Raw genomic sequence first — 20,816 nt, 5'->3', positions numbered from 1 at the left:
CACTCCTACCCTTTCTTCTTTTCTAAAGAATATTGCGAAATATCCTGGTTTAAATCAACACGATTCGCCAGACGAATACCTCGCCATTTTTCAATATGAAAGAGAGGATTAACCAAAAGCCAATACATTCTTCTTTTCCAATTATAATCTTTATCAGAAATAATTTTTACACTATCTTTCAAACTTGCTTTGAATACATTTGTAATAACCGAGAAAATAGAAACATTATTTGTTATACCACTATTCAAACGAACATTATATGTTTCATCGAAAATTCGTCGTCTATACTCCGATAGTCGCACATCGTTTGAATGCTCAACAATTGCTTTTGCATTATAAACCTTGATATAGCCTGCATCTAATATGTCCTTCCCGTATTCATAATCTTCTGAATAAGCTACAGGGCGATAACCAATTTTTTCAGTTAGAAATCGACGTGGGGCAGCAGAACACACATCACTATAAAAAGATTCTTTCGTATATTTTCCTCTTTGGCTCTCATCTAATCTCTGCCAGAAAGTCAATGAATCAGATACGCCCTGTTCATTAAATACCGCTAGAATATCGTACTTCATGGCTGGAAAACAGTAATGACGTGGTTTTTGATTTCCTAATACGGCCACGATATCCGAGTGCATCGCAAAGGGTCTTACCATTTCCGCTAACCACTGCTCATTATGAGGAACTGCATCTTGAGTAAGATAGACCATTATTTCACCTTGACTAATCTCAGCAGCCATTTGACGAGTTTTCCCATGCGAAAATTCTTCCTTTGATAAATGAAGAAGACGGAGATTACCGTATTTTTCAGAAAAATAATTGATAATTGCAACCGAATTATCAGAAGAACCTGAATCTGTTATTAAAACATCCCACTTAAAATCTGTGACTTGACGGTATAAAGCAGATAAGGTTTCTTCTAAATGGTCCCGTTCCCCGTTATAAACTGGAATAAATACTGTCGCTTTCAATTGATCAGCCATTCAAAACCTCTCGACGAATAATCATTTCAACTTTTTTATAACTCTCTTCCCAAGATAGCCCCGTATATTTATCGCTCATTTCTTTAGCATGTTCATTGATATCGGAACGCTCAACAGCCTGGCAAAGTTTTTCCGCTAGGGCCACAGGATAGGCTTCTGTATAGAGAATATCATCAATTTCACCAAGTACCATACGATTATTATCCCCATCATTCATGACTGGTACACAACCAGCCACCAAAAGTTCCAATGGTAATAATGAAACATTTGTTAAAGAGAGGACAAGACAAGCTACACTTTCGTGATAAACCTCTGCTAATTGCGCCTTATTTAAAATACCGCGGTCAACGAATTCAAAAGGAATATCATAATTAGACATATCTTGACCAAAGAATTCGATTTCGTATTCCGGATGACGTTCTTTAAAAATCTTTAAAGCCATTACTCCGATTTCAAATCCCCTACGCTCCGTATGGGCACGAGCATAAAAGGCAATTTTCTTCTTTTTAACGATAGGGGATTTTGGCTTATAAATATCAATATCCGCACCAAAATCAAAGTAGTCAGATTGCATCCCATATTGTCCAACTTTATTTACAAGCCATTTTCCAGCGGTAATACCATAAAAACCAAATTTATAGGTTGCTTCAGCCAACATATAACGCGACCCTACACCAAAGAAAACTGGTTCAAAATCTTGAACAAAGTAAAACTTATGAAGGCGTTCCCCTTGAAGATTGAAGACTGCATAAGCAGTTTCCCAACTTGTTGCAAACACAAGGTCTTGATTTTTAAAATCCTCTAACTCTTCAACATCAACATCAATACCATAAGAACGCGAAAAAATATCTTGTGCTTCTTTGGCTGATTGAGGAATTGTATTGTTATGATAGATATAAAATGTTATATGATGTCCTTGACTTTGTAAATATTTTACAAAACGTGAAATAGTCGTATGCCCACCTCCGCCTGGTCCAACTGGAGGAGATACCCAAGCAATATTTAGAAATTCTTTATCTAACTTTTCTGGTTTGATATATGGATAATTGATATAGTCTGCAGTAGCTAGATCGACAAATTGTGGCATTTGTGGCAGAGTATTCATATCAATTTTTGAAGGTACGCTTACTCCAACTTGGATATTCTGTCCAGTTGAGGTTAACTGTTGATAAACTTTTCGACTAACAGCGCGCAAGCCTTCATTCTTATATGTCCTAAAGACTTTTCCGAAAATGTTCATATTTTCACCTATCTTTTTATAATTTTTTTCAATACACTCTTCATTTCTCTAAGAGGCTTGGTTAATTTCCATGAAAGTGAGTTTTCTATTTTTTTAATTTCATTTGTAAGATAGTCAATTTCAATGTTTTTGCTAACAATCTCATTATTCAAAGATTTAATATCCTGATGCAACTCCTGTTTCGTAGTATTCAAAATTGAAATTTCTTCTGCCTGCTCAGCTACTATCCGTTCAAAATCTGCTATTCTTTCCTCATCCCAAGCAACATCACCTTCTAATAAAGCTTTCTTAAAGGTGGATGACCAAGTAAATGCGAAAATACGAATAGCCGAAATACTTAGTGGAAACTCACTCAATGGTAATGTTCGAAAAGTTGCATTATTTGAATAACCTGTAAACCCCTGTATCCGTTCTATCATTTCCTCACGAATAGTTTGATATTCTGTAGGATTTGGAAGAGGGTTATCAAGTGGATACTTCTCAGGATGTTCAATATATTCTTTATCAGTCAAACTATGTGGCAAAGTATCTAAACCACCATAACGTGCAGGTTCATATTTTTCTGAATCCTTGATTAGAAGAACTGGTGTTTCAAATGCTAATGATGGCATAAAGCAATGCAACCTTGTCGTTACAACTGCATGGGCTGATTGGTAAAGAGCTAGCATGTACTCCGCCACTTTAAAACGTTCCTCATTTTCTAAAAATGGGTAATGGTATACCGATAATTCAATGACTTCACGTTTAGTTGATTCTCGCATTTTTTTAACGACATCTTTAGGAACATCTACAGCTAAAATGAAGTCTTGTTTCTTAATGTCCGGATCACGTTGCAAAGTTAAAGTGACACATCCGGAAAAATAGGTTTCTAATCCCTGTTGCTTGAAAAACTCTAGCGTTTGTTCATCACGCGCCCCAACAGGACCATTTTTTTTAAGAAAATCTAAACTTTCAGTCGTTTCAAATGCCTCTCTAACCGCATCATCCTTCACACTAACATGTATAGAAGTCAGAAGCGGTTTTAAAAGGTCACTATTCTTAGGTGGCCATCCCTTCGGATCTCTATTATACCAACCATTCATAATTAACTTTGTTGGTTGATTTGGTTCCCACTCCGCCAACTTATCCCTATCAACATACTCATCAATGCGTGGTAGGAAACGTCTAGCGGCGATGCTTTGAACTTCATCACCAATATTCTCTGTTGAATAATTTAATAGTGCGAACTTATATTCCATACTATCTCCTAAATTTCACTCCAAGTGCCTTGAGCATTAAATTGACCACTGCGAGCAACATTTGCTTCCACAATATTTATCTTAGGCGGATTTCCTTCCATTGTGATATCTTCATATCCAAGAAGTTCACGTGTATCACTCCAAAATGAAACATTTACAGAATATTCACCCTTGATAAATTGTGATGCTGGAATTCTGCACTCAGCTAGATATTCACCTTCTTCTTTATTCAGAAGAGCCATATCTGCTATACTTCCTATTCCTGCAACCAGATTATCACCGTAATCTCTAAAAGAAGTTCCTATAGTAAAGGTTAAAGGCTTATTTACTTTATATTTCACCTCGACCAAAATATCATCCGTTAGATAAAAAGTATCGGTTGCTTTGCTCGAATTTTTGGTTCGAATTGATAAAACATCAATACTATTTTTCCGCTTTTCACCTTTTTCTACAGTTTCTCCTTCAACTTTCTTACTATCGGTTCGGTGCTCTACATTACGTAAGGTATATTTTCCAGCAACCATATTTGGATCGCCAATGATAGAAATTTCTCCCGAATCAATCATCATGGCCTTTGTACAAAAACGTTGCACAGATGCCATATCATGAGTGACTAAAATAACTGTTTTCTTTTGTTTTTTTAGACTAGCAAAATACTCAAAACATTTTCTCTGAAAAGCTTCATCCCCTACAGCCAAGACTTCATCAAGTACCAAGATGTCACCTTCTGCCTTAATAGCAATTGAAAAAGCCAAACGTACCTGCATACCACTCGAATAATTCTTTAGTTTCTGATCCATGAATTCTTCAAGTTCAGCAAACTCTACGATGTCATCATACATGGCGTCAATTTCTGACCGTGTAAAACCAAGAAGGGCTCCGTTCAAATAAATATTCTCTCTCCCTGTTAGCTCCGGATTGAAACCAACTCCTAGTTCTATAAAGGGAACAAGTGTACCATTTACGCTTACTTTTCCTTTTTCAGGAACATAGATTTGTGAAATAATCTTCAACAGTGTAGATTTCCCTGAACCATTTCTACCAACAATTCCAAAAAAATCCCCTTTTTCTACTTCAAAAGATATATCTTTCAGCACCTGCTGCTCTTTATAGCCTTTGATTCCTCTAAAATAGTTTACCAATGTCGTTCTCAAACTTTGAGTTGATTCGGTTGGTAGTTTAAAAGTCTTGCTTACTGACTCAACTTTCAATGCAATTTCTTTGTTTGACATTATAGAATCTCCGCAAATTTCTTAGAATTCTTTTTAAAGATTGTAAATCCAATAATAAATACTACAATAGATATGAGATATGGAATAGCTACCATCCATTTATTGTCATAAATATCCCATGAAATAGTCGCCCCATCAAAGACAATGTGATGTCGAAGATCTTGTACAACTTGAGCAATAGGATTCATCATCATAATCTTGGCTACCCCAGTATGCCCTCTTTGTATGATATAGGTGATGGAGTAAATAATTGGTGTCGAGTACATCCCTGCTTGCAAGACTACTTCCCAAATCGGTCCCATATCACGATATTTTACAAAAAAGCTAGACAAAATGAATGCCAGTCCCGTTGCCAAAGTAATTAACTCTACAAATGCTGGCAATAACATCAACACACCAAAATCAAGCTGTACACCATTGATAATGGCGAAAAGCATAACTACTGCAATATTTATTCCATAGTTGATTGCCGCACCAATAATTGATGAAATAACTATAATTTCTTTAGGAAAGCTAATTTTACGCAATAAGTCACCGCGCGCTGCAATGGAAAGCATCCCCATATTTGTAGCTTCTGTAAAAAAGTTCCAAGTCACCATTCCAAGTAATAAACTTACAGCATAATGGGGGGTTCCATCATCAAATTTTAGAAACCGCACAAAAACCAAATACATGATTGTAAACATCATAAATGGTTTTAAAATTGACCAGAGGTGTCCAATGATAGACCCTTGGTAGCGTAATTTAAAATCAGTTTTGACCATTTCTCTTAAGAGAATTTGGTTTTCTTTATTTAATAAATTCATAACTATTCCTTATAAGCAAATTTTGTCACAATCAGTGTTGTAAACACAAAGGTGTGAAAAGCCTTGTTTTTTCTCAAGCCATATTTCTTCAAAGTCTGATATCGTTCTAGCATAGGTTTATCCATGATGGTCACAAAGGCTTCAACAAGCTCCCTATGAGCTGGCGATAACGGTTTATCAAGCAAAAAGCTGGCTTGTTTTTGACTGTTTTTAATCAAGTCCCAATAAACTTTGAATAAAATATGGGGACGAATCCATTTTTTAAATCGTTTAGAGAGGGTTCTGGCCCCCAAAACATTATCCGCATGCTGGCGATAGAGTTCTCCAGGCTTGTCAATAAAAACCAGTTTACCCAAAGCCGAGGCCAACAAAGCTAAATACCAGTCATGCATCAAAATGTCTTCTGTTTCAGACCACAGCTCTGCTAGGGTATGGTTGATCATGGCAACACCACCAGTCACCGTATTCTCAGTCAGTTCCTGTACTAATTGGGTATTAGCATGGTGAGATTGGGAACGGATCATGCTCTCTGTCATGACTTGGAGGTCTTGATTGACGACGGTCAAATCCATATAGACCATCAGAGGCTGGTCAGTCGGATATAATCGGGCTTCCTGCAAACTTACTTCCAGCTTGTCAGGCAACCAGACATCATCCTGATCGCTGAAAAAATAATAATCAGCCTTCTCATACTGAACCAGGCGATGAAAACTTTTTATCACTCCAAGATTGTTTTGTTCCTCAACATCTATCAGGCGGATACGACTGTCCTGTCTTGCAAAATCTTGTAGCAGGTCCTTCGTTTGGTCACTGGAACCATCATCTCGAATCAATAATGTCCAATCCGAAAAAGTCTGCTCTTGGATAGAGCGAATTTGCTCAGCCAAGAACTGTTGACCATTATAGGTTGACATCAGTATGTTTACTTTCATTGTAAAAATAATTCCTCGTATTCTTGGACTATCTTTTCCCAAGTATAAGCAGTACTCATGTGCTCTTTGGCAATCCGTCCAAGTTCCTCTGCTTCTGCTTGTCCATCAATCCTGTCAATCAGTTCAGACAGATTACCCTGCTCCTTAGACCAGTAACGAGCGCCATTCAGGGCTACTTTCTGGTTAAAATCAACACCTAGAACGAGATTTTCGTTGGTCTGAGCCAAAGCCTCGAGCAGGCTAGGGTTCGTGCCTCCTACTTCATGTCCATGAATATAGGCACGGCATTGATTGCGAAGATACTTGAGCAGATTACTATCATAGACAGTTCCGACAAATTTAATCCGTTTATCCCGTGAAAAATCTGTTTCCTCTTCAAGCTTTTGGAAATAAGCAGAACCCTCATGATTGGCAACGATGACCAAATCACGCTCAGTCGAACTAGCCATGAATTCCTTGATAGCTGTCAGATAATTATTTTCAGGAACAAAACGACCGATAATCAAATAATAGCCCTTTTCAGTCAAGTTCCATTGTCCAAAAAAATCTAAAACAGCTTGGCTATCCGCTTGATAGTCTGTCGGACTTAAATCCGTTCCGTAAGCGATGAATCGTGTCTGAGTACCTGGATAGGCAGTCTGAATGTAGTCTTCAATGCCTTCATTATCGGCAATCAGCAAATCTGCATGTTTTGCCATGATTTTTTCAGCATACTTGAGATAGGATTGAACTGGTTTGGACCACTTTGTCCGCTTCCATTCTAGACCGTCAGGATTGACAAATAAGGTCCCGCCTACAGAGTGAATCTTCTTAGCAAAGGGACCAATAAAGCCACCTATGGTATTTCCCAAAATATAGAAAATAGGTCGCTCCATCTGTTGAGCTTTCACCAGTTCTAGCGCATAGGAAATGGCCATCATGTCGTAGGCAATGACGCGAGCCGGACCTAGTTTGGGAGGATTGATAGTGAAACAATCGGCTCCCTTATATTCTGAATGCTGATGGTGACTGCTGTCAGATAGACAGGCCACATGGTAGCGGATATTGGGGCTTACTTGGTTGGAAACCAGTTGCTCGACAAAGGTTTCAAAACCTCCGTACTGGGCAGGTAAACCACGACTACCGATGATAAAAATGTGTTTCATGTATCCTCTCCATCAAATTGCAGTTCTTTTCATTATACCATTTTTTCATTTTTTTTCCTATAGACAACCTGACTTGGTGTGAGTTCTTCCTCAAACAAGTCATTGAGAAATTTTGAGTTAATGAGAAAAATTTGATATAATGTATACTGGTTTTTACCAAGAAATAACTAACTATTAGAATAATACAAATAAAAATGAAATTACTAAAGAAGCTTATATCTATTTCCTTGACACTTTGCCTGTGCATTCTATTCATTAACTATACCAATATCATCCAAAAAGAATTAGGTGTTTCCAAAAATAGTGGTAAGGTTCGTATTGAAGCAAATGAAACTCAGCAATACATTGATAGTATTCAATTGAACGGAAAATACATTTCTAGCGAATCCGTCGTCAAAAACGAATGGTATATTGTCACACAAAATGTAGTCGATACTTTTTATATATCGCAAACCAAGAATAATGTTATGGAGTTCGATTTATCAATTCCTGTAAAGTCCATTAGCTTTGAATACAGGGTAGGTGAGAAGGATAAATATATTCGCATTTATGTAGATAATGAATTAGTCCGAACAATAAATACTTCCAAAGGTGATAAACATAAAAACTTGGTTTTCATCTCCCTACCTACCAAAATACAGTTTAGTAACCAAAATTTCCTCTGGTACTTACAGCTGCTAATTCTGGCATGTGGACTATTCCTATTTATTACAAGGAATAGTCTGTGGAAAATTAGAAAATGGAAACTTTTATCTCTAACCCTCTTATTAGCAAGTCAATATTTCATTATTGAATTCATTTATCCACTATTCTATCGGAATGAGCTCGTTTTGTTCAACTCTAGTTTTAATCAAAGTGAACTACAATCGCTACTGTTTTCACTCACCACTCTCATTTTCGCTAGTTTTCTAGGTTATCAGCAAGTTCACTTTAAGCTTATCCGTTTTTCTAAGTTTATTACCAACATCCTGTCATTTACCTCACTCCCGCTACTTTCTCTATTTCTTATCGAAAATAGCTACAGTCAATTTTCCACACTTTCACAAGAAAATATCGTCTATAATGCATTGATTATTGGACTATTCTATATTTTATTATCGTTCATATTTAATTTGCGACTTGCTAGTATACTCATCCTTGTGAGTTCTATCTTGTTGGGAATTAGCAATCAAATGATGATTGAAAGTCGCGGAACCCCACTACTCTTTTATAATATTTTCCAATTAGAAGACGGCTTAAATATTGCATCTAGCGTAGCCATTACTTTTAATAATCGGATGTTACAAAGCATAATCTTCTGTTTTATCCTAATTACCTACTACAGCTGCCTGCCAAAATCCAATATACAAACACTTGTTCCATTCCCTAACTCAAAAAAAGTCTATCACATGAAATGGACAAAGCGTTGCATTCATTTGTTGATAGGATACTTAGCCATTTTCACACTCATACCATTTATCAATCGAGCAGTAGTCAATAAAGTAAGCATTGATTTAAATTATTGGAAAATGTATGTCACATACGGTGAATACGGCTTACCACTCTCGCTCGCTTCTTTCTATGAAGATAGTAAAATATCAAAACCAAAAGGTTATACCACTTCAACACTAGGCAGCATTTTTGAAAAATATCCGACTGAAATTGTAAATCAAGAAGCCCAACCAAATATTATTTTCATCCAAAATGAATCACAAGCTGATTTTTCTAAGCTAAAGGGCATTAACCTACAGCCTAATCCATTAGCAAACCAACATGCTCTGAAGGACAATGCTATCCATGGTACTTTAAATGTATCTGTTTATGGAGGAGGTACTGCAAATACTGAATACGAGGTTCTAACAAGCAATCCCATTAGTTTGTTGTCATCCAATCTATTTCCATATCAACAGATTATCAATCAAGAACGCCCTTCTTTTGCAACCTATCTTCAAAATCAGCAATATGATACTGTGGCTATGCACCCTCAATCCGGGAATAACTATAATCGTAAAACCGTATATCCACTTCTAGGTTTCAACAAGTCCTACTTCCTAGATTCAGAACCTGGTATAGACACTCTTTCAACTTTAACAACTGAAAGAAATTGGCCATCTGATCAATTTTTATTTAATAACTTGAAAAAACTTTATTCTCAAAAAGGAAGTAACCCTCTCTTTAGCTTCGTTGTAACAATGCAAGGACACGGTGGTTATTTAACTAGCGAAAGCTCTTACACTAGGGAAGTTAGTATCAATGGTTCTACGTCAGATTATTTAGCTGAAACCGAATTCCTAACAAGCATGAAACATACCGACGAAGCTTTCGCGGATCTCATTTCTTTTTTCAGTACATATAAAGAACCAACTGTCATTATTATGTATGGTGATCATCAGCCAACTTTAAGTCAAGAGTTCTACACTCAATTTATGGATACAAATAGTCCATCCGCCAAATATACAACTCCATTTGTTATTTGGGCAAACTTCGATATCCCTAAAAAGGAAAATACAACTATCAGTCCTAACTATTTAGTCCCTTATTTAATGTCCATACTAGCTGAATCTAAGTATCCATTACCTCGGACAGGCTACCACCAGTTTTTGGATGAAGCACAAAAGTCAATGCCTATCCTAACAAGCTGGGGTAATCTAGATACCACTGGAAAAGCTATTGATAATATTGAGGAACTGCCTATTTACCAAACCTACCTCCAATTAGAATATAATAATGCTATTGATAAACAGACAAAACTAGAATTTTTTGAATAACAGAAAGAACTCTTGCTACTTTGTAGCAAGAGTTCTTTCTATAATAAAAACTAAGAATCCAATTTATTTAGTGCATAACGTTCAATAACTGATTTTATTTTTTCACTATACTGAGGGTCAGTAGCATATCCAGACTTTTGCAGAGCATTTGCTGCATCTACATAATTAGTCGCTGTTCGAAATTCCTGATAATTTTTTGTTCTCCACGGAGTTGATGTAAAAAAATTACCATAATCCGTCACACTATCAGCTACTGATTTATAGGATCTAAAACTTGCTTTTTCAGTCACAGAAGTACCATTACGAAATTCTCGTGTTTCAACCTCAAAAGTTTCGCCTTGCCAGTTTTGTCCAACCTTTATTCCAAATAAATTATTGGCTTCTTTTGCTAGTTTCGAGGTTCCCCAAGCACTTTCTAAAATAGCTTGCGCTAAAATAATACTTGGTACAATACCTGTCTTCTTAGATACTGAAACAACAGCTGGTTTCAACGCTTCTACGAACGACTTCTGAACATCATTCATTTGAGCCGCAATAGCTTTGGTAGAAACCAGTCGGCTCGTTTCTTCATTAGAATATGCCTTTTGGAATGATTGTCCAGAGTTAATTACTTTCCCCCAACAGCACCATACCAATCCATAATTCCTTGCGTCAAAGCCTTAGCAAGTTTAACATGGTACTTCTCTTCCTTAATGACAGCCAGTTCAGATGGATTATCCATAAAACCAAGTTCTACTAAAATCGCTGGAATGGCCGTTTCTCTCAGTACTGCAAAGGTTTCTCTTCTGACACCTCGGTCAGTCGCACCTGTTTCCTTGATTAAGTTCGATTGAACTTTTACAGCTAAGATTTCGCTTTCAGCTAAGCGTGTTGGATCATTGTGTTTATCTTGATTGATTTTCGGCTGATACTCAGGATCATACTGATACCAGTAGGTCTCAATTCCTTTTACTGTCGATTGTACACCAATACCCGTCGCATTAAAGTGTATACTCACAAACAAGTCCGCATTGCTTTCGTTAGCCATACGAGAACGTTCGGTTCGGAAGTCAACATCTGTATCGCCTGTACGAGTCATCAATACATTTATACCACGTGCTAAAAGGTTATCACGTAATTTATTTGAAACAGACATAGCTAAATTCTTCTCATGGATTCCCCCATAAGAAGCACCCGAATCCCTACCACCATGACCTGGGTCAATATAAACTGTATAGGAACGTGTTGATGGAACATCTACTGTCGTAGAGCCGATTAAATCTCTAGTATTTGCATATCGATAATACACTTCTATGTGGTACGTACCTGTATCATTTCTATGTAGTCCTTTGGCTACCTCTACATGGTATGTTCCATCACTTTTACGATTTGCACTATAAGATTTCAAATCATCTTGATAATTCTTTTCTGACCAAACTGCTACCTCTACATCTTTGATAGGCTCCGCACCAACAATATTAGAAACAGATACAGAAAATGTTCCCTTTGTTGCATCAACTAATTCAGCTGAAATTGTCCCCTTAGCTGATGATTGTGGTAGATTAGTGGTCGTTTGAGCAACATAGGTCATACTGCCATCCGTACCGCGATAATACAAGTGAATATGGTACTTACCTGTGCCATACTTATGCTTACTCTTTGGAACAGTAACTTTATAACTTCCGTCTGATTGACGATCTGCAGTATGGTAAATGATATCATCTTGTCCATTGCTTTCCGTCCAAGTAGGAACCAAGACCTTGCTCAAACCTCGTGGGGCTGATACATTAGTAACATGGACATCAAAGCTACCTGATTGGGCATTGACATTCGAAACCGAAACATTACCACTTGTCTTTAATTCTGGTAAAGTAGTGGTCGTTTGAGCAACATAGGTCATACTGCCATCCGTACCGCGATAATACAAGTGAATATGGTACTTACCTGTGCCATACTTATGCTTGCTATTAGGAACCGTTACTTTGTAACTTCCATCTGATTGACGATCTGCAGTATGGTAAATGATGTCATCTTGTCCATTGCTTTCCGTCCAAGTAGGAACCAAGACCTTGCTCAAACCTCGGGGGGCTGATACATTAGTAACATGGACATCAAAGCTACCTGATTGGGCATTGACATTCGAAACCGAAACATTACCACTTGTCTTTAATTCTGGTAAAGTAGTGGTCGTTTGAGCAACATAGGTCATACTGCCATCCGTACCGCGATAATACAAGTGAATATGGTACTTACCTGTGCCATACTTATGCTTGCTATTAGGAACCGTTACTTTGTAACTTCCGTCTGATTGACGATCTGCAGTATGGTAAATGATGTCATCTTGTCCATTGCTTTCCGTCCAAGTAGGAACCAAAACCTTACTTAAACCACGAGGGGCTGATACATTAGTAACATGGACATCAAAGCTACCTGACTGGGCATTGACATTCGAAACCGAAACATTACCACTTGTCTTTAATTCTGGTAAAGTAGTGGTCGTTTGAGCAACATAGGTCATACTGCCATCCGTACCGCGATAATACAAGTGAATATGGTACTTACCTGTGCCATACTTATGCTTGCTATTAGGAACCGTTACTTTGTAACTTCCGTCTGATTGACGATCTGCAGTATGGTAAATGATGTCATCTTGTCCATTGCTTTCCGTCCAAGTAGGAACCAAGACCTTGCTCAAACCTCGTGGGGCTGATACATTAGTAACATGGACATCAAAGCTACCTGACTGGGCATTGACATTCGAAACCGAAACATTACCACTTGTCTTTAATTCTGGTAAAGTAGTGGTCGTTTGAGCAACATAGGTCATACTGCCATCCGTACCGCGATAATACAAGTGAATATGGTACTTACCTGTGCCATACTTATGCTTGCTATTAGGAACCGTTACTTTGTAACTTCCGTCTGATTGACGATCTGCAGTATGGTAAATGATGTCATCTTGTCCATTGCTTTCCGTCCAAGTAGGAACCAAGACCTTGCTCAAACTTCGGGGAGCTGATACATTAGTAACATGGACATCAAAGCTACCTGATTGGGCATTGACATTCGAAATTGAAAGATTGCCTGAAAGACTAGTTGTTCTTGGCATCGAACGTAAACTGGTTCCAACCTGTGTCGATGAAGTTGTTGAACTTGTTTCAGTTACACTAGAAATTACAGATTTAGTACTTGCTCTAGTGGACGGATTTGGAATACTAGCTTCAGTAGAAGACGCCGTAAAACTGGACGTACTGATTTCATCAGTAGAGCTTTCCGAAAGATTGGACGTGCTAATATCAGTGGATTGATCAGAAACACTGGACGTGCTAGTGTCAGTGGATTGATCAGAAACACTGGATGTACTAGTGCCAGCGGATAGGTCCGAAAGATTGGATGTGCTAGCATTATTAGAACTATCAGCTTCCTCTGAAATACTCCTTACCTCTTCCTCCACTTGTAAATCAATGGAAGATGATGAACTTGCAACTGTAGAGCTAGTCGAGTTAAGCTGTGCTGAACCTGATTCGTTTTCCTCTGTTACATTCTCCAAAGTAGTCGAGTAACTATTTTCTTGCTCGACTGATGGCTGTCCGCTAGAATTGGCTACAACTTCCGCAATAGCATTCTGAGGCGTTACATTTTCAGCATCAGCATGAACAACTTGACTACTTAAGACCAATGTGCAAAGTGAAAGGAATACAATTATCTTTTTCACTAATTCCTCCTTTTCTAAGAAACTTCTCACCTCGAAAAGTTTCTTGAGTATTCTAGTATGCTCGCAAATACATTTGCAAAGCATACTGTTCAATATTGGTATAGAAAACTACCACCCACCTTCTATAATTATACAATTTTAATTATAGCATATTTCTTTTTTGATGAAAAGTTATTATACAAAATTTTGACCAGTAGAATGAAGAAAAATTAGCATTTCCCCTGCTTATAAAATGCTTCCAAGGCTTCTTGCCAAGTTGGGATATCAAAACCTGTCGCCTTTGCCTTATCCAAATTCATAGTTGAGTTGAATGGACGCTTAGCCTTGGCTGGGAATTGGCTAGAATCCACTGGCAATACTTTGGTGTTGGTATCCTTGAGGATTTCCGTCGCAAAGTCAAACCAGGTTGTATCTTCTGCCGCATCGTTTGACAAATGATAATAGCCAAATTCTTGACTAGTTTCAACCAAGTGTACCATAAATTCCGCAAGGGTACGGGTCCAAGTTGGGCGACCATGTTGGTCGTTGACAACTGTCAAGGTATCCCGAGTTTCCGCAAGGTTTTGCATAGTAAAGACAAAGTTTTTGCCATAATTACCAAAGACCCAGGCTGTACGAACAGTGTAGAATTTGTCAGCAAATTTCTCAACTGCTTCCTCACCCAAACGCTTGGTACGACCGTATTCAGATTGAGGATCTGGTTGGTCATCTACTTGCCACTCTTGACCGACTGGCAACTCACCGTTGAATACATAGTCAGTTGAGATATAGACAAGGGTCGCACCGTATTTGGCTGCAGCCTTGGCAACATTCTCAGAGCCTGTTACGTTAATTTTGTAGTTGAGTTCTTTGCCTTCATCTTCCGCCATATCAACCGCTGTGTAGGCTGCACAGTGGTAAACAACGCTTGGCTTGACCTCTGCAAAGAAGGCATCTACCTTTTCTGCATCTGTGATGTCCATTTCTGCTACGTCAGCAGCAACATACTCGACACCACGCTCATCCAAGAGGTAACGTAACTCAGTTCCCAACTGACCATTTGCACCTGTAATTAAAATCATATTTGCTCCTTATTTCAAGAAAGGCTTGGACCAAAGCCCCAGCCTTCAATTGTCTTATTTAATAACTTCTTGCGTTTTCGCGTAATTAGCTTCAACAGCTTCTTTTTCAGCCTTCCACCAGTCTTGGTTATCTGTATACCACTGGATAGTTTCTTCCAAACCTTGAGAGAAATCTGTAAATTGTGGTGTCCAGCCAAGTTCATCACGAAGTTTGCTTGCGTCAATAGCATAGCGCAAATCGTGTCCTGCACGGTCAGTCACGTGGTCGTAAGCATCTTTTGGTTGACCCATTTTTTCAAGAATCAATTCAAGAACTTCCTTATTGTTCTTCTCACCGTCAGCACCGATCAGGTAAGTTTCACCCATACGGCCTTTTGTCAAGATTGCCCAAACACCAGTTGAGTGGTCGTTGGTATGGATCCAGTCACGAACATTCTTGCCTTCACCGTAAAGTTTTGGCTTAATACCTGCCAAGATATTGGTGATTTGGCGTGGGATAAATTTCTCGATGTGTTGGTAAGGACCGTAGTTGTTTGAACAGTTTGAAATCGTTGCTTTGACACCAAATGAACGTACCCATGCTTTGACAATCAAGTCGGATGCAGCCTTGGTTGATGAGTAAGGTGATGAAGGGTTGTAGTTGGTTTCCGCAGTAAATTTCTCCCCTGGACCTTCGCCATGACCTGGCAAATCTTCACGCAAAGGAAGGTCACCGTACACTTCATCTGTTGATACATGGTGGAAACGGATGTCGTATTTACGAGCCGCTTCAAGAAGAGTATAGGTACCGATAAAGTTGGTATGAATAAATGGGCTTGGATCGTTGAGAGAGTTGTCGTTGTGGCTTTCTGCCGCATAGTGAACGATGGCGTCTGCCTTAGCTGCTAATTTGTCAACCAATTCAGCATCTGCAATGTCGCCAACAACAAGCTCAACACGATCACCAAGAATAGCTTCCAAATTCGCCTTGTTTCCTGCATAAGTAAGTTTATCCAAAACAGTTACGTGAACGTCTGGATGATTGTTATATACATAGTGTACAAAGTTTGAACCGATGAAACCAGCGCCACCAGTTACGATAATATTTTTAAATTGAGACATTTTTTTCTCCGAAAAGTTTTTTCTTTTTTGTGTGTCATCTTAAGTAGTGGGGGCGTAAGCAACCACCAAAGCGTTTCATTACTAACCCATGAGCCAACGGTCTCATGGGTTCCTCCGCTCCTTAGCAAAGCAAAGGAGCTTATCACTACGGCGATGACACACGGAGCAGCTCGCTATGCTCGCTTTCTTTACTTCAAGATTTCTTTCAAGTAAGCAATCTTGGTAAAGTCTTTTTGATTGTTATTTTCTGCACGGTAGGAATCTTTTGAAGAGGCTTGGTAGATTTTCAGGTATTGTTCAAGTGTCGGTAGGTAATAGCGAACACCTGCTGTTTCTAGTTCTTCCAAATCTTCTAGCTCTACACCAGCAAATTCAGGCAGTGAATGTAGGCCTCCAAATTCAACAGATAAGCCGTCTTTATGAAATTCATGTTCATGACGGTCAACCAGGACATAGCCTAGTTGGTTCATCATAGAAATCAAGGCATCCGCCTGATAAATCCGTTCGTCGTCTGGAGCTTCCCAGCCACGTGGATCACTAGGAACATGAATATCTAAATCTCCTGCCTGCCAGTCCCTACCTGTTCGCCTTTCCAAGCCAACTGAGCCCATTAACAAGGGAGTAATCCCTAACTTGTTTAACTGCTCTGCTATTTCCAAAAAGGCTTGAAACATTAGAGGTCCTCTTTTCTCAAAGGCTTGACGTCTTTGAGGAGTGGGTGATTTTTATCTGCTTCTGAAACTTCTGCTTCTTCTAGATTTTCCCACTGGATATCGAGGCTAGGGTCAGCGTAGTTGACGAAAGCATACTTAGGCTTGAGTTCCAAAGCCCAGTAGTCGTTGACCAAGTAACTGTAAGCCACGAAGTCTGACAAAACTTGAAAACCATTGGCTACGCCACGAGGAACGAAGATACCTTTTGAGGCATCGATAACAGTTTGGTAGGTATTACCGAAGGTCTCTCCTTCACGAAGATCGACCCAAGTTCCCAAAACCTTACCGCCGTCTGCTACTGAAATGTATTTATCCCAAGGCTCTGCGTGAAGACCACGGAGAACATTTTTGCGGGAGAAGGAAACATTATTTTGCAATTTTCCTTCTGCGAAGAAGCTTTCAGGGAAGCCGAGAGGCAACATTTTTTCCTTTTGGAAGTTCTCCTTAAACCAGCCACGGTTGTCACCATGTACTGGAATGTCAAACTCCAGCATTCCTGGAATGGCCTCGACTGGGCGAGCGGCTAGTGTTTTACCGAAAAAGTTTTCTGTCATTAAGCTTCTCCAATCAAACGGAGCAAATATTGTCCGTATTCATTTTTCTTAAGTGGCTGTGCCAATTCATGCACTTGTTCTTTTGTAATGTAGCCCATGCGATAGGCAATTTCTTCCAAGTTAGCCACTTGAACATTCTGCAAGCGCTGAACGGTTTCGATGTACTGGGCCGCTTCTAGTAGGCTTTCATGCGTACCTGTATCCAACCAGGCAAAACCACGCCCCATAAGCTCAACAGACAAGTCACCACGATCTAGGTAGGCCTTGTTGACATCTGTGATTTCCAACTCACCGCGTGGAGAAGGTTTGATATTTTTAGCAATTTCGACAACATCATTGTCATAGAAATAAAGACCAGTAACTGCAAAGTTTGATTTTGGCACCTCTGGTTTTTCTTCGATAGAGATCGCATTCATGTCTGCGTCAAACTCCACAACACCAAAACGTTCTGGGTCTTTAACTTGATAACCAAATACTGTCGCACCTTTTTCTTTGCTGGCTGCACGTTGCAACATCTTGGTCAAACCATTTCCGTGGTAGATGTTGTCGCCCAAAATCAAGGCTACATTGTCATCACCTATAAATTCTTCACCGATGATGAAGGCTTGTGCCAAACCGTCTGGACTTGGTTGTTCAGCGTAAGACAGAGAGATCCCCAATTCCGAACCATCGCCCAACATATCTTTAAAACGAGGCAAATCTTGAGGTGTTGAGATAATCAAAATATCCTTGATACCTGCCAGCATAAGTGTTGACAAGGGATAGTAAATCATTGGTTTGTCATAAATTGGCATCAACTGCTTGGAAGCTGCACGAGTTAGTGGATAAAGGCGAGTACCAGACCCACCTGCCAGAATAATACCTTTCATATACGAGTACCTTCCCACATTTTAATAATCAGTTCATTATACCATATTTTCAAAGATATTTGCATGAGAAAAAAGCCTGAACATCAGACTTCCTTTACCTATTCATCAACCTAGGGCTACATCCAAGACCATCATAATGATAAAACCTGCCATGAGGCCAAGTGTTGCAATATCTGTATTGCCGTTTGTTTGAGATTCAGGTATCAACTCTTCTACCACAACGAAAACCATAGCCCCCGCAGCAAATGATAATGCATAGGGCAAAATTGGTGTCATATAAGTCACCGCCTCCGCACCAAGCAGAGCTGCAATCGGTTCTACAATGGCTGACATGGAGCCCCAATAAAAGGCTTTCCAGCGTGAAGCGCCATCCGTCCGAATGGGAATAGCCAAGGCCGCTCCCTCTGGAATGTTTTGCAAACCAATACCGATAGCAAGTCCCAGTGCTCCCACAAACGCTGCCGGGCTGTAATTAGAAGCCAAGGCACCAAAGGTCACACCGACTGCTAAACCTTCTGGAATATTGTGGATGGTGATGGCTAAAAATAGCAAAGCTGTCTTAGACAGATTTTTTCTGTTCTTCTCATCTCCACCTTCTGCCTGCTCTTTGTCACGCCCCAAGTGCAAATGAGGAACCCAAGCATCGACCAAGCGCAAGAAAATACCGCCAACAGCAAAGCCAACTGCCGCAGGAATCCAGGCTAGACTGCCATAGGAGGCCTCTGCATATTCAATAGACGGAGCCAGCAAGGACCAGAAAGAAGCCGCGATCATAACACCTGCTGCAAAACCAAGCATGGTATCCAGCAAGCGCCGACTAACCGTCTTAAAGAAAAATACTATGGCTGAACCAAGAATGGTACAAAACCATGTAAATAAACCACCAAGCAAAGCCTGTAACACCACAGACTGTTCTGTAAACCAAGCCATTTCAAAACTCCTTCTCTTTACTCATGCATATTATATGTATTAGGATACCTTAACTGGTCTATAAAATCAAGAAACGAATAAAAAAGCCACGCTTCCGTGACTTTTATAGGTGTCTGAATGGGTTGGTTGATACGGTCGATGGAAGGATTTCCACGTCCCAACCTTCTTCTGCCTTCCACGTTTCCAGTAAATCTGCAATTTTCTTGATAAACAAGGCTTCGATATGGTGTCCAGGGTCAATGGCTAGCAAACCTTGTGTCAACATATCCTGCCCCGTGTGGTAGTAAATATCGCCTGTGATGTAAACATCTGCCCCCTTAGCAAGGGCCTCATGATAATAAGAACCCCCACTACCTCCACAGATAGCCACACGGCTGACATACTGCTGAGCTTGATGACCATAAGTCACCAGACGGACAGCATCTAGACCAAAGACATCCTTAACTTTCAAAGCCAATTCCTCCAAGGTCTGCTCTGCTATTGTCCCCACACGACCGAGCCCCTGCCCCTCAGCAGTTTCAATCAGATAGCTAGTATCCTGAATGTCCAGAAGCTCACAGAACCAGTCGTTGAGACCACCCTCAACCACATCAATATCTGTATGACTGACATAGACTGCAATATCGTGCTTAACCAGATCCAGATACATTTTAGTTTGTGGATTGTCTGCCACCAAATCCTTGATTGGACGGAAAATCGGAGCGTGCTTGACGATAATCAAATCCACCTGCTTGTCAATGGCCTCTGCCACCGTCGTTTCACGAATGTCCAAAGCCACCATTACTCGACGGATATCCTTCTTGAGCGTGCCGATTTGCAAGCCCTTGACATCACCCTCCATAGCCAGAGATGGCGGACAAAAAGCCTGATAACGCTCGATCACTTTACTAGCTAACATGAAGCACCTCCTGAATTTGTTGGATTTTTTGGGAAATAGCAGAGCGGTCAGCTTGGCGTTCAAGAGGCACTTGCTCCAAAGCGTAGGTCAGCTTGTCCAGTTCCTTGAGCCACTTCTTCTGGAAAGTTGTAGACTGGTCTTCCAGCAAATAAGGGCCAAACCGCAACTGGTCAGTAGTTAAATCTGACTTGCCTTTCTCCGCCACCAAGATTTCATAAATCTTGTCATTCTCTTCCAAGATTTCCTCTGCAATAATCTGAAAATCATGGGCGACCAGCCAACGACGGACATCATCTTCACGGTTGTTGGGCTGTAAGACCAATCGCTCAACCGAAGCAAGCTTGTCTTTTCCAGCTTCCAAGATTTCTGCAATTAAGCGACCACCCATTCCTGCAATAGTTACGGTGCTTACTTGGTCAGCCAGCTCCACTGCTGCCAGACCATTTGCCAAGCGAACTGAAATTTTGTCAGACTGCCCAGCCTGCTCCACATTTTGAAGAGCTGACTGATAGGGGCCTTGAACCACCTCACCAGCGACCGCAAATTCAATTCTGCCCTGTTCCACCAAAAAAAGAGGGAGATAAGCATGGTCACTCCCTACATCTGCTAGTCTAGCCCCTTGGGGCACATAGTCTGCGACTGTTGCCAGTCTTTTTGATAATCTTGTTTCCAT

Annotated in this window: 18 protein-coding genes; 1 reads left to right on the top strand and 17 read right to left on the bottom strand. The window is 39.8% G+C overall.

Going from position 1 to position 20,816, the window contains the following annotated elements:
* Window positions 1-5: 5 nt before the first annotated feature.
* Genes PW252_RS04400 through cps2T form a run of 7 tightly spaced genes read right to left on the bottom strand, consistent with a single transcriptional unit; the run spans window position 6 to window position 7,576 of the window.
* Entirely contained in the window at window positions 6-983 is a 978-nt protein-coding gene (locus PW252_RS04400) for a glycosyltransferase family A protein (RefSeq protein WP_248049564.1), read from the bottom strand.
* A complete protein-coding gene (locus tag PW252_RS04395) occupies window positions 976-2,223 on the bottom strand; it encodes a rhamnosyltransferase WsaF family glycosyltransferase (RefSeq protein ID WP_398582951.1) in 1,248 nt (415 codons plus the stop codon). The genes PW252_RS04400 and PW252_RS04395 overlap by 8 nt, the downstream gene beginning before the upstream one ends.
* Before the next feature lie 8 nt (window positions 2,224-2,231).
* The gene (locus PW252_RS04390; RefSeq protein ID WP_248049562.1) at window positions 2,232-3,461 is read right to left on the bottom strand and encodes a polysaccharide pyruvyl transferase family protein; all 1,230 of its coding nucleotides are present in this window, start codon (window positions 3,459-3,461) and stop codon (window positions 2,232-2,234) included.
* Window positions 3,462-3,469: 8 nt separating this feature from the next.
* Window positions 3,470-4,693, bottom strand: a complete 1,224-nt coding sequence (locus PW252_RS04385; RefSeq protein ID WP_172029208.1) for an ABC transporter ATP-binding protein — start codon at window positions 4,691-4,693, stop codon at window positions 3,470-3,472.
* The gene (locus tag PW252_RS04380) at window positions 4,693-5,499 is read right to left on the bottom strand and encodes an ABC transporter permease (protein ID WP_172029209.1); all 807 of its coding nucleotides are present in this window, start codon (window positions 5,497-5,499) and stop codon (window positions 4,693-4,695) included. The genes PW252_RS04385 and PW252_RS04380 overlap by 1 nt, the downstream gene beginning before the upstream one ends.
* Window positions 5,500-5,501: 2 nt before the next feature.
* On the bottom strand, window positions 5,502-6,431 hold the full coding sequence (locus PW252_RS04375; RefSeq protein ID WP_248049560.1) for a glycosyltransferase family 2 protein: 930 nt from the start codon (window positions 6,429-6,431) through the stop codon (window positions 5,502-5,504).
* Complete coding sequence (gene cps2T / locus PW252_RS04370) at window positions 6,428-7,576, bottom strand: beta 1-4 rhamnosyltransferase Cps2T (RefSeq protein WP_248049558.1); 1,149 nt, start codon at window positions 7,574-7,576, stop codon at window positions 6,428-6,430. Before cps2T ends, PW252_RS04375 begins: the two co-directional genes overlap by 4 nt.
* A 194-nt stretch (window positions 7,577-7,770) precedes the next feature.
* Here cps2T and PW252_RS04365 point away from each other — a divergent pair, with 194 nt between their 5' ends.
* On the top strand, window positions 7,771-10,323 hold the full coding sequence (locus tag PW252_RS04365) for an LTA synthase family protein (protein ID WP_248049556.1): 2,553 nt from the start codon (window positions 7,771-7,773) through the stop codon (window positions 10,321-10,323).
* A gap of 50 nt (window positions 10,324-10,373) precedes the next feature.
* Here the strand turns inward: PW252_RS04365 and PW252_RS04360 are convergent, their stop codons facing one another.
* The 10 genes from PW252_RS04360 to PW252_RS04315 all read right to left on the bottom strand — a co-directional run bounded on the left by PW252_RS04360 (window position 10,374) and on the right by PW252_RS04315 (window position 20,816).
* Entirely contained in the window at window positions 10,374-10,958 is a 585-nt protein-coding gene (locus tag PW252_RS04360; protein ID WP_316716848.1) for a glycoside hydrolase family 73 protein, read from the bottom strand.
* On the bottom strand, window positions 10,931-14,017 hold the full coding sequence (locus PW252_RS04355; RefSeq protein ID WP_316716847.1) for a GBS Bsp-like repeat-containing protein: 3,087 nt from the start codon (window positions 14,015-14,017) through the stop codon (window positions 10,931-10,933). The genes PW252_RS04360 and PW252_RS04355 overlap by 28 nt, the downstream gene beginning before the upstream one ends.
* 209 nt (window positions 14,018-14,226) lie before the next feature.
* Window positions 14,227-15,078, bottom strand: coding sequence for a dTDP-4-dehydrorhamnose reductase (gene rfbD, locus PW252_RS04350; RefSeq protein WP_248049551.1), 852 nt, complete (start codon window positions 15,076-15,078; stop codon window positions 14,227-14,229).
* Window positions 15,079-15,132: 54 nt separating this feature from the next.
* Entirely contained in the window at window positions 15,133-16,179 is a 1,047-nt protein-coding gene (rfbB, locus tag PW252_RS04345) for a dTDP-glucose 4,6-dehydratase (protein WP_002937117.1), read from the bottom strand.
* 188 nt (window positions 16,180-16,367) lie between these two features.
* Entirely contained in the window at window positions 16,368-16,853 is a 486-nt protein-coding gene (locus tag PW252_RS04340; protein WP_248049550.1) for a phosphoribosylanthranilate isomerase, read from the bottom strand.
* Entirely contained in the window at window positions 16,853-17,446 is a 594-nt protein-coding gene (locus PW252_RS04335) for a dTDP-4-dehydrorhamnose 3,5-epimerase family protein (protein ID WP_002937119.1), read from the bottom strand. Before PW252_RS04335 ends, PW252_RS04340 begins: the two co-directional genes overlap by 1 nt.
* A complete protein-coding gene (rfbA, locus tag PW252_RS04330; protein ID WP_024418471.1) occupies window positions 17,446-18,315 on the bottom strand; it encodes a glucose-1-phosphate thymidylyltransferase RfbA in 870 nt (289 codons plus the stop codon). The genes PW252_RS04335 and rfbA overlap by 1 nt, the downstream gene beginning before the upstream one ends.
* 105 nt (window positions 18,316-18,420) lie before the next feature.
* Window positions 18,421-19,245, bottom strand: a complete 825-nt coding sequence (locus PW252_RS04325) for a ZIP family metal transporter (protein ID WP_248049549.1) — start codon at window positions 19,243-19,245, stop codon at window positions 18,421-18,423.
* Between the two features lie 103 nt (window positions 19,246-19,348).
* The gene (locus PW252_RS04320) at window positions 19,349-20,143 is read right to left on the bottom strand and encodes a Nif3-like dinuclear metal center hexameric protein (RefSeq protein WP_248049548.1); all 795 of its coding nucleotides are present in this window, start codon (window positions 20,141-20,143) and stop codon (window positions 19,349-19,351) included.
* On the bottom strand, window positions 20,133-20,816 hold the full coding sequence (locus tag PW252_RS04315) for a tRNA (adenine(22)-N(1))-methyltransferase (protein ID WP_248049547.1): 684 nt from the start codon (window positions 20,814-20,816) through the stop codon (window positions 20,133-20,135). Before PW252_RS04315 ends, PW252_RS04320 begins: the two co-directional genes overlap by 11 nt.

Origin of the sequence: Streptococcus sp. 29887, from assembly GCF_032595075.1 — a bacterium.
GTDB lineage: Bacteria > Bacillota > Bacilli > Lactobacillales > Streptococcaceae > Streptococcus > Streptococcus iners.
This window is presented reverse-complemented; position numbering and strand designations above follow the sequence as displayed.